Annotated in this window: 11 protein-coding genes; 6 read left to right on the top strand and 5 right to left on the bottom strand. The window is 61.4% G+C overall.

The window, feature by feature from the left end:
- Both JMJ95_RS13410 and JMJ95_RS13405 read left to right on the top strand, forming a co-directional pair.
- Positions 1 to 1,122: pyridoxal phosphate-dependent aminotransferase (locus JMJ95_RS13410; RefSeq protein WP_290686311.1), on the top strand; the 1,122-nt coding region annotated here is incomplete at its 5' end.
- Positions 1,123 to 1,242: 120 nt separating this feature from the next.
- Positions 1,243 to 1,440 (top strand): hypothetical protein, encoded by a 198-nt coding sequence (locus tag JMJ95_RS13405; RefSeq protein WP_290686308.1) that lies wholly within the window; start codon positions 1,243 to 1,245, stop codon positions 1,438 to 1,440.
- A gap of 413 nt (positions 1,441 to 1,853) precedes the next feature.
- Here JMJ95_RS13405 and JMJ95_RS13400 read toward each other — a convergent pair whose 3' ends face one another.
- Together JMJ95_RS13400 and JMJ95_RS13395 are read right to left on the bottom strand one after the other, a co-directional pair.
- Positions 1,854 to 2,336: a protease complex subunit PrcB family protein gene (locus tag JMJ95_RS13400; protein ID WP_290686305.1), complete on the bottom strand. Its 483-nt coding sequence runs from the start codon at positions 2,334 to 2,336 to the stop codon at positions 1,854 to 1,856.
- A gap of 81 nt (positions 2,337 to 2,417) precedes the next feature.
- Positions 2,418 to 3,116 carry a ribonuclease HI family protein gene (locus JMJ95_RS13395; protein WP_290686302.1) on the bottom strand — a complete coding sequence of 233 codons (699 nt, stop codon included), beginning with the start codon at positions 3,114 to 3,116 and terminating at the stop codon, positions 2,418 to 2,420.
- Positions 3,117 to 3,258: 142 nt separating this feature from the next.
- Here JMJ95_RS13395 and JMJ95_RS13390 point away from each other — a divergent pair, with 142 nt between their 5' ends.
- A complete protein-coding gene (locus tag JMJ95_RS13390) occupies positions 3,259 to 3,789 on the top strand; it encodes a hypothetical protein (RefSeq protein ID WP_290686300.1) in 531 nt (176 codons plus the stop codon).
- Here JMJ95_RS13390 and JMJ95_RS13385 read toward each other — a convergent pair.
- Positions 3,783 to 3,947: a hypothetical protein gene (locus JMJ95_RS13385; RefSeq protein WP_290686297.1), complete on the bottom strand. Its 165-nt coding sequence runs from the start codon at positions 3,945 to 3,947 to the stop codon at positions 3,783 to 3,785. The two genes, JMJ95_RS13390 and JMJ95_RS13385, sit on opposite strands and share 7 nt — an antisense overlap.
- A 282-nt stretch (positions 3,948 to 4,229) precedes the next feature.
- Here JMJ95_RS13385 and larC point away from each other — a divergent pair, with 282 nt between their 5' ends.
- Positions 4,230 to 5,504 carry a nickel pincer cofactor biosynthesis protein LarC gene (gene larC / locus JMJ95_RS13380; protein ID WP_290686295.1) on the top strand — a complete coding sequence of 425 codons (1,275 nt, stop codon included), beginning with the start codon at positions 4,230 to 4,232 and terminating at the stop codon, positions 5,502 to 5,504.
- Positions 5,505 to 5,555: 51 nt separating this feature from the next.
- Here larC and JMJ95_RS13375 read toward each other — a convergent pair whose 3' ends face one another.
- Positions 5,556 to 6,689 carry a CapA family protein gene (locus tag JMJ95_RS13375; protein ID WP_290686293.1) on the bottom strand — a complete coding sequence of 378 codons (1,134 nt, stop codon included), beginning with the start codon at positions 6,687 to 6,689 and terminating at the stop codon, positions 5,556 to 5,558.
- Between the two features lie 297 nt (positions 6,690 to 6,986).
- Here JMJ95_RS13375 and JMJ95_RS13370 point away from each other — a divergent pair, with 297 nt between their 5' ends.
- Entirely contained in the window at positions 6,987 to 7,226 is a 240-nt protein-coding gene (locus tag JMJ95_RS13370; RefSeq protein ID WP_367153814.1) for a DUF3343 domain-containing protein, read from the top strand.
- Positions 7,227 to 7,289: 63 nt separating this feature from the next.
- A complete protein-coding gene (locus JMJ95_RS13365) occupies positions 7,290 to 8,978 on the top strand; it encodes an FAD-dependent oxidoreductase (RefSeq protein WP_290686291.1) in 1,689 nt (562 codons plus the stop codon).
- 78 nt (positions 8,979 to 9,056) lie between these two features.
- Here JMJ95_RS13365 and JMJ95_RS13360 read toward each other — a convergent pair.
- On the bottom strand, positions 9,057 to 9,821 hold a 765-nt coding region (locus JMJ95_RS13360; RefSeq protein WP_290686289.1), incomplete at its 5' end, for a M20/M25/M40 family metallo-hydrolase.

Raw genomic sequence — 9,821 nt, 5'->3', positions numbered from 1 at the left:
CCTTCGTCCATGATCAAAATATTCCAGGCCGCCTCGGCCGTGGAGGGGCTGATCAACCTGAGCTTCGGCGAACCGGATTTCCACACCGAGCCGGAGATCGTCGACGCCGCGGCAAAAGCCGCCCGGGAAGGGTGCACCCATTACCCTCCCCTCCAGGGCTTCGAGGACCTGAGAAAGGAAATAGCCGCCTACTGGAAACGCCATCACGGGCTGGAGACGGACCCCGCTGACATACTGCTCACCGTGGGAGGGCTCCAGGCTCCCCACCTCTGCTTCCAGGCCATGCTCAACCCGGGGGACGAGGTTCTCGTGGCGGAGCCCTGCTTTTCCTCCTATTTCCAGCAGGTAGAGAACAACGGCGGCGTGGTGGCGCCCGTTCCTTCCAGGGAAGAGAACGGGTTCTTCCCCACGGCGGAGGATTTTGCAACGGCGGTGACCCCGAGGACGAAAATCCTGGTGGTCAATTCCCCCTGCAACCCCACGGGAGGGGTGCTGACCATGGAGCAGGCGCTGGAAATCGCGGATATGGCGGTACGGAGCGATCTCTTCGTCATCTCCGATGAAATTTACGAGGCATTCATTTACTCCGGCAAACACATACCCCTTTCGTCCCTTCCCGGCATGAAGGAGCGCACCATGACCGTGGGAGGATTCTCGAAGAGCCACTGTATGACCGGCTGGCGGATCGGTTACGCCATGGGGCCGGCGGAACTGCTGAAGGTGATGAGCACCCTGTCGGTCTCCCAGACCTTCGGCGTCAACAACCTGGCACAGAAGGGCGGCGCCTTTGCCCTTGCAACCCAGGACGAAAAGGTGAAAGCCCGCACGGCTGAATTTGAAAAGCGGGTCCGGTACTGCGCAGACCGGCTGAACGCCATGCCGGGGGTGTCCTGCCCCGAAGCGAAGGGAGCCTTCTATCTTTTCCCCGATATCTCCCGGACGGGCATGACCGATGAGGAATTCGCCTGGTGGCTTCTCGAGGCGGCCAAGGTGGCGGTCATCCCCGGTACTGCCTTCGGAAAGAGCGGGGCCGGGCACATCCGCATCGCCTGCACCCTTTCCATGGAAGACCTCGGAAAAGCCATGGACAGAATGGAAGAAGCGCTGAAGAAGAGAGTCTGAAGGCGCACCTGCCGGGAGAGGGGAAGCAAAAAGAACGGGAGGAAAGGAACCGGAATTGGTGGAGGGAGAGGACGATCGTCACCTTTCGAGGGGGACGCGGCTACGGGACGCAGGGAGACCATGGGGGCCGGAAGGGCCGTCGAGGAGCCGCGCGGGGACGGACCATGGCCAGAATCCCGAATGCCCGGCGTCCTCTTCCGACTACGGCAGGACGTCCGTCCATCCGCTCCGGGGAGCGACATCCTGAACACATGGGTGTACGAGCCATCGGCTTCGGACATCTTCTTCGACGACATGGAATCGGGCGCCTGGAAATGAACGGCGCGTGTGGAAGCCCCTTCTCCAGAGATCCACCGGATTATCATGGACTCCACGACGAACAACCGGCCCGCGGAGGTCCGGACCGACGGGCCCGATCAGCATTGCCCGGCAGACCGGAAAAACCTGTCTGACCGTCAGGGACGATATCGACCTTTCAGGCCGGGGGACAGAACCTCTCGCGTTCGACATGCGGATCCGTCCGGAGGTGGAAAGCGGGGCGGATTGTTTCCGTCTCCGGTTGTCCGGTGACGGCGGGATAACCCGGACGACGATCACAGCTCCACCTGAGGGTGGCGACAAGTGGACATTCTTCTCCATCCCTCTTCCGGCCGTCTTGAGGACGAACCGGTTCCGGTTTCTTTGAGGTTCTTCTTTGAGATGTATTCGGGAGAATTTCCGTTCACCGTTTCCTACTGAATGGAGGTGAAGAGTACCGGTTTCTGCGGCAGGGGAAACACCACGACCTCCCAGGGACTGGAAAGGGCCATGGTGACCAGGTTCTGGGGCCCCGGTTCCTGCTCGCGGACAAAAACCGTCACCCTGTCGCCGGTCTCGATGATGGCCTCCACCGATATGGAATAGCCGCCGGTCCGCTTGAGCCCCTGGAACACGGCGGCAAGAGCCTGGCGGGAAAAATCGATCTCCGGCAGGGGAGGAAGGGGAAGCACGTTGCCGTTGATCTCGCCCCACAGCTCCTTCCACTCATCCGGGGACTTCACCACCATGAAGCGCCTGTCATTGACCCCTCCATAGCTGCCCTTTCCCACCGGAACAAAAGCAACTACCTCACCGTCGTCATCGCCACAGGCGGCGAATGCCTCGACCATCCCAACATTTACGGGGGACATCAGGGCCGTAAAAAGGAAAAGGACCAGAGCCGCTACATTTTTCACAGGATCATCCCTCCATTTCTTTGGCGCTTTCTGTTCGCACAGCATAGCAGAAAGAAAGGAGCGGCTGATGCGTAAAAGGGCTTATTTTCCGAACCTCAGCCGCGCCGCGTCCAGGTGCTTGCACTGTCTCGACCTCTGGAAGGCGGGGCAGGTACAGGCATTGTGGAGAAGATCCACTGCGTAGTCCTCCGTTCCGTGGGCAATGAAGATGGAACCGGCGACCCGCTCCAGTTTTTCCTGGTCGAAGGCGGCACGTTCCCGAAAGGGACGGGCCGGTTCTTCCGGACCGTCGAGGGCGATGTTGGAAAGACGGTCCGCTGCGGCATTCTGATCCCTCGGAACCCAGGAGATGCTGCTTTTCGTACGCCGGAGCAGTTCCATCGCCCGGTCCGCAAGTTCTCTCAGCCGGGGCTCGTTGATCTTCCACCGCCCCGTCACCTGGTTCACCACAAGCCGGCTGTCACCCCGGATATCGGCGGAAAGGCCAAGGCGCTCCACTTCCTCGAGCAGCAGAAGAAGGGCGAGGTATTCCGCCTCATTGTTGGTCCGCTTGCCCAGGGGCTGGGCACACTCCCAGACGGGGACGCCCTGGTCGTCCACGAGGATTGCCCCGGCCCCGGCCTCTCCGGGGTTCCCCCTGGACGCCCCGTCGAAATGCCCCCGAAGTCTGCCCTTGCCGGAAAACCGGCTGCTCCCGGCACCGGGAGCAAGGACGTCGGTCCAGTCGGAATCAAGGTCAAGAAATTGATTGGATACCACTTCAGGTGATTTTTTTCTCATTTAGTACTTCCTTTCCTTAGTTCTCAGGACTCATTTGTCTTTCTTTTCGGCCCCTGAAGTTAAATTACTTTCGACCTCCCGGGGAAAAATAGACTATAATGCACACGGTCGTTTATCTTTCTTCATAGGGGGTTGTTCACTCGTGACGCTTTCGCCGAACTCCGCACGCAGATTGCGCCGCCTTCCTTCCCGGCAGGGAAAGGTTCTTTCGGGGCTTTGCACAGTCCTTTTTCTGCTTCCTCTTTTTCTTGCGGCGCTTCCTCCCCTGGCTGCCTCCGCTTCGGAGTTTTCCTTTCTGAAGGGGCTTTTCGTCCGTGAAGTAAAGGGCTACGGAATGTACACGGAGGAACCTTCCTCCAGGTTCGAGAAGGGCTCCAGGATCTCGGTCTATCTTGAAATCGACGGTTTCCAGAACCTGAAGAAGGACAACGGCTACGAGGTCCACCTCAGCCTTGACCTCCTGGTGAAGGACGACAAGGGAAACGTGGGCATCGAGCAGAAAGACGTGGTGACCTCCGACCTTATCCTGAAGAGCCCATGGAGGGACTTTTTCTTCACGGTAAACATCGACCTTGCAGAACTTCCCCCTGGAAAATACACCCTGGGTTTCGTCGCCACCGACCGCACCAGCGATAAAAAAGCCTCCTACGACATGGACATCGAAATCTACTGACCCATTGTTCCCGCAGGCCGGGCAGCCTCACCGGAGTTCCGGGGAGGCTGCCTTTTCCCGTCTTGCCGTTCCCGCACCATGTCGTCGGTGTTCGGCCGTCCGTCCCTGAACCGTTCCGCCGTCAGGCCGTGCCCATTGAAAGCGATGATGCCGGTCACGGAAGCGCTTTTGAAGCCCCGGGACCAGTTTGCCCCAGCCCGTGAGAATTATAACGCGGTTTTGGAGGCAGGGATTCACCCTTGGAGGCCGCGGACGGCATAGCCGAAGGACCTGAATGCGCAATCTTCTCCTCTGGGTGAACGGACGTGGACGGACCCGCCATTTTCTTGTTACAGACTTTCTCCGTAAGGATAGCACACTCCGGTTCCATTTTTCGGACCCGGGAATGATAGAATGGGAAAAAACGGCCTCCCCGGCCGGACACACACCGGAGGTATCTGATGAAAACACTGTATCTCGACTGTTTCGCCGGCATTGCCGGCGACATGTTTCTCGGAGCCCTGCTCGACCTCGGCCAGGACCGGAAAGCCTTCCTCGAAACCATGGAGAGTATCGTCCTCTTTCCCGGCCACGGCCATTCCTCCGCCCACTGCCACAGCCAAGACGAAGGACATTCCCATGGGCATGACCACGATCATCACCACGGCCCGGAGGCGGGGGACCGGCTGAAAATCTCCATCACCCGGGAAAGCCGGGGCGGGATAGCCGGCACAAAGGTATCGGTCCGCAACCTCGAGAATCATCCCCACCGGGGGCTCTCCGACGTCCTCGCCATTATCGAAGCGAGCCCCCTCTCCCCCGGGGTGAAGGAGCAAAGCGCCGCCGCTTTCCGCCTCCTTGCCGAAGCGGAGGCAAAGGTCCACGGCACCACCCCGGAGGAAGTTCATTTCCACGAGGTCGGGGCCATCGACTCCATCGCCGACATCATCGGCGCCTTCGTCCTGGTGGAGAAGGCGGGCATCGAAAAAACAGTCTCCTCCCCCCTCAATGTGGGGTCGGGAACGATCAAATGCGCCCACGGCATCCTCCCCGTTCCTGCCCCGGCCGCCATGGAACTCCTGAAGGGGATCCCCGTTTACGCCGAAGGAGCCCCCATGGAGCGGGTCACCCCCACGGGCGCCCTCCTGGTCCGGTGCCTGGCAGGGGAGTTCGGCCCCCTTCCGGCGGGAAAAGTCCTGGCGTCAGGCAAGGGGCTGGGCGACAGGGAGAGCGACATCCCCAATCTGGTGCGGGCCGTGATCGTGGACACTCCGGACGGGAGCGGCGAGGACGTTTTCCGGAGGGACCGGGGAGTCGTCCTCGAGACGAACATCGACGACATGAACCCCCAGTACTACGGACCGGTGATGCAGAGGCTCTTTGCCGAGGGGGCCCTCGATGTCTGGGCGACGCCCATGATCATGAAAAAGGGACGCCCTGCGGTGACCCTGAGCTGCCTCTGTCTTCCCGAGAAGGAGAACGTCCTGGCGGAAATCCTCCTCCGGGAGACCACCACCCTCGGCCTGAGGAAATACCCCGTGGACCGGCTGAAGACGGACCACGAGATTGTGGAGCGGGAGACCTCCTGGGGCCTTGTCCGGTTCAAGGTGGCCCGACTCGGCGGCGAGACCCTCCGGGCAAACCCCGAGTTCGAGGATGTCCGAAGGCTGTCGGAGGAACACTCCATCCCCCTGCCGGAGATGCGGGAGCGCCTGGTGGGAGAATTTCTACTCTGAAAACTGAAGGCGGGGTGCGGGAAATCCCCGGCACCCCGCACCCCTTCCGGCTCACTTGCCCCGGGGAGCCTTTTTTGCCGCCGGCCGCTCTTTCGGCGGAGGGGCCTTGGCGGGAGCCCTCATGGAGATGACACTATCGCCGCCCGCCACAATGGCGGCATACTTTTTATACACCGCCGTAAAGTCCTTCAGGATGTCCTCCCTGAGCATGTCGAAGGGAACCACCACGTACCGCCCCAGGAGAGACCGGCGCGGATTGTACAGCAGCGTCCCGGTGACGTTCTCGAAGGAGATCCGCGTCTCCCCCCGCATCTCCGTCCTGACCACGTCAAGGGAGACAAGCAGGCCCACGAGCTTGTGGAGATCCTTCTGGGCCGAGAGGAAATTGCCGAGGGAATACACCACGAGGGTGTTCTTTACCATGGCCACCGGCTGGACCACGTGGGGATGGTGGCCGAGAATGATGGAAACGCCGAGGGATGCGAGGTGTTCAGCGATTTTTTTCTGCTCCCCGGTGGGGGCGAACGCGTATTCGCTCCCCCAGTGCATGGAGACGATCACCACGTCGGCTTTTTTCTGCGCCCGGGATACTTCGCTCTTGGCCTTTTCCGGCGTGTAGAGGCTCACGTAGTGCTCCTTTCCCTCCGGGGCCTTCAGGCCGTTCGTGGCGGTCGTATAGGCCAGGAATGCGCAGGAAATGCCGTTTACCCGGAAAAACCGGATTTCTTTTTCCTTCTCCGCGGTCAGACTGCTTCCGGCGGTCACCACGCCCTTCTTTTCGTTCCAGTATTCCAGCGAGGCAAGCACCCCCTTCTCCCCCCTGTCCAGGGTGTGGTTGTTCGCCAGGGACACGAGGTTGAAATCGGCGTCGAGGAAGGCGTCCCCTACCTCCCGGGGGGAATTGAACCTGGGGTAGGTGGACAGCCCGAGCTTCGTGCCGCCGAGGATGGTCTCCTGGTTGTAGAAGGCCGCGTCATGGGGGGCTATCCTGCTCTTCACCATACGGAGCATGGGCCGGAAATCGTACCCGCCGGCTTTTGTCGCCGCCGCGGCGTACACCCCCTTGTGGATCAGGGCGTCCCCAACGGCGGCCAGGGAAAACCGGGCCGCCCCGCGGGCGGGCCCAGGGAGGAAGAAGAGCATGAGAAGGAGAGAAAGAGCTCGAACGGTACGGAGAACCTTCATGGCGCGGCCCACCTTTCGATCCCTGCGGGTACCGGCGTTGCTAAAAGAGAGCACGGGCAGTATTCTATCCCTGTCCTCCGGGTCCGGATTCTTTTTTCTTCCCCGGGGAGGTCACGCTCTTCCCGCACCAGCGAAGAGGGGAGACCGGTATCACGGCAAGAGCGGCATAGTTCATTCCATCCGTCTCCGGAAGGATTTCCCGCCCCAAGAGTATACCTTCACGGAGTCAAAAAAGGGAACGGCGGAGGAAAGAAAGATCGGCATTCCGGGGAAGCGGCCTTCCCCGAAGAAAGGACGGTGAAGGACGTGCGCTGCATCGTCACCTTCGAGGTCACCAGCATGGCGCTCCTCTTTGAACGCACCTGCAGAAAAAAGGGCATTCCGGCAAAGGTGGTTCCCGTTCCGCGAAAACTCTCATCCAGCTGCGGCCTCGCCTGCGAATTCCCCTGCGGATCCGCGGACGATGTGCGGGCCCTCTGCATAGAGAGGAAAATCGACGTGGAATCGTACCACGAGCTGGAAGACGACTGGACATAATCCCCGGCAAAGGATACCATATAGGGGATGGTGGTATTATCTCTAAAGGAGGGGGTACGGTTCATGGAAAGGAAAAAGGTGCTCATCATCGGGGGCGTAGCGTGCGGTGCCAAGACGGCCGCCAGGCTCGCCAGGCTTGCTCCTGAGTTCGACATCACGGTGCTTGAGCGGGGGGAACACATCAGCTTCGCCGGGTGCGGCTTTCCATATTTCGTCGGGGACGTAGTGAAGGAGTACAAAGACCTGGTCTGCACCCCCCTCGGCATCGTCCGGGACGCAAACTTCTTCAGAACGGTGAAGAACGTCACGGTCCACACGGGCTGTCTCGCCACCAGGATCGACAGGGGAAGCAAGTGCGTCATCGCCTCCGACGCGGCCTCGGGCGAAGAAAAGACCTTTCCGTACGACAACCTCGTGCTTGCCACGGGAGCCTCCCCCATTCGCCTCCCCATACCGGGCAGCGATCTCAACAGGGTTTTCACCCTCTGGACCATGCCCGACGCCCTGGCCATGAAATCTGCCCTCTCATCGGGAAACATCAAAACTGCGGTCGTCATCGGCGCCGGCCTCATCGGCATGGAAGTCGTTGAGGCCCTTTCGGAACGGGGTGTCAAAGTTTCCGTGGTGGACGCCCTTCCCACGCCCCTTCCGGCCCTCGTGGGCGAAGATTTCGGCATCCGGATCGCCAAAGCGGTCAAGGCGAAAGGCGTCGATTTCTACGGCGGCGAGAAAGTCACGGAAATCACCGGCGAGGGCGGGGTCGTCACCGGAGTCAGGACGGACATGCGCTGCCTGCCTGCGGACATGGTGCTCCTGGCGGTGGGCATCAGGCCGAACACCAGCCTTGCCCGGGACGCGGGCCTGAAGCTTGCCCCCAACGGGACCATCGTGGTGGACGAACTGATGAGAACGAGCGACCCGGCCATCTACGCCGGGGGCGACTGCGTGCAGACACGGCACCTTGTCACGAAAAAGCCCGTATGGCAGCCCATGGGCTCCACGGCAAACCGCCAGGGAAGGGTGATCGCCGACAACATCGCCGGACTCGCCACGCCCTTCTCGGGGGTCCTCGGGACGGGCATCCTGAAGCTTTTCAACCTGACCATAGGCAAGACGGGCCTCGACGAGAGGCAGGCGAAGGAGGCGGGCTTCGAGCCCGTGAGCATCGTGGTGGAAGAACCGGACCGGCCCCACTTCATGCCCGGCATGGGGGCCATGACCATCCGGCTGGTGGCGGACAGGTTGACCCGCCGGATCCTGGGAGCCCAGATCATGGGCACAGGGGTGGTGGACAAGCGCCTTGACGTCCTCGTGGCGGCCGTCTCCTCGGAGATGACGGTGGACCTCCTGGCCGACGGCGACTTCGCCTACGCCCCGCCCTTCTCCACGGCCCTCGACCCGAACACCCACGCGGCCAACGCTCTGAAGAACAAAATGGACGGCCTCGTGAAGACCTACCAGGCAAAGGAACTCCGGGAACGGATGGAGGGAGCGAATCCCCCGCTGCTGCTCGACGTGAGGACTCCGGGAGAGCTGGACCAGCAGGGACGGCTCCCCTACGAGTTCATGAACATCCCTCTCGGAAAACTCCGGGAAAGAATCGGCGAACTGCCTCGGGACAGGGAGATCGTGGCCTTCTGCAAAATCTCCGTTCGGGGCTGGGATGCCCTGGCGACCCTGAAAGGGGCGGGCTTCGACAACGCGGCCCTCCTTGAGGGAGGCGTCATGGCCTGGCCCTACGAGCTGAAATAGCCCCCTTCCGGGCCGCAAAAAAAAAGAAAGGGACTGCCGCAGGGAACTCTGCGGCAGTCCCTTTCTTTTTTCCCTGGTCTATTCCTGTTCCTCGGCCAGCTCCACCAGGGCTTTCGCCATGATATGGGCGTTCTTCATGATGTCCTCCACGGACCAGCGCTCGTCTTCCTCGTGGATTGTGTAGTCCTGCCCGGGGAAGACGGGGCCGAAGGCCACCACGTTGGGCATGGACTTGGCGTAGGTGCCGCCGCCGATGGCCAGCAGGGTGGCTTCCTGGCCGGTTTCTTCCGTGTAGACCTTCCGGAGGGCCCGGATAAGCCTGGACTCCGGGGGCATGTACAGGGGGGCAGCCTTGGACACGTTCTCCACAGCCAGCCCGTACCTGCTGAAGGTCTCCTCTGTGGGACCGGTGACGGCCTCTTCCTTTGCCGTGACGGGGTACCGTATGTTGATGGTGAAGGAAACCCGGTCCTTTTCGGCCTTCACCACGCCGACGCAGGCCGTCGTCGGGCCGGACACTTCGTCGGCCATGGCGGCGCCCAGTGATTTTCCGTCCGTCTCGAAACCCACGAGCCGGGAGAATGTGTTGAAGAATTCCCCTTGCTCGCCCTTCAGCTTCAGCCCCGCCATGAAGTCCGCAAGGCAGGCGAGGGCGTTGATTCCCTTTTCGGGGGTACTTCCGTGGGCGGGGCGGCCCTTCATCACCAGGGTGACGCTGCTTCCGTCATCGGCGGCGGAAAGAGAGCTGCCTTCCGGACCCTTCCAAGCGGACGCGGCGGCGGTGACGCGCTGCCTGCACTCGGCCCTGGAATCCTCGATCACGGCCGTAACCTCGGCCATAAC

This window comes from Aminivibrio sp. (assembly GCF_016756745.1).
Taxonomy (GTDB): domain Bacteria; phylum Synergistota; class Synergistia; order Synergistales; family Aminobacteriaceae; genus Aminivibrio.
Note: the sequence above shows the minus strand (reverse complement) of the source record. Positions and strands in the feature narration are given on the sequence as shown.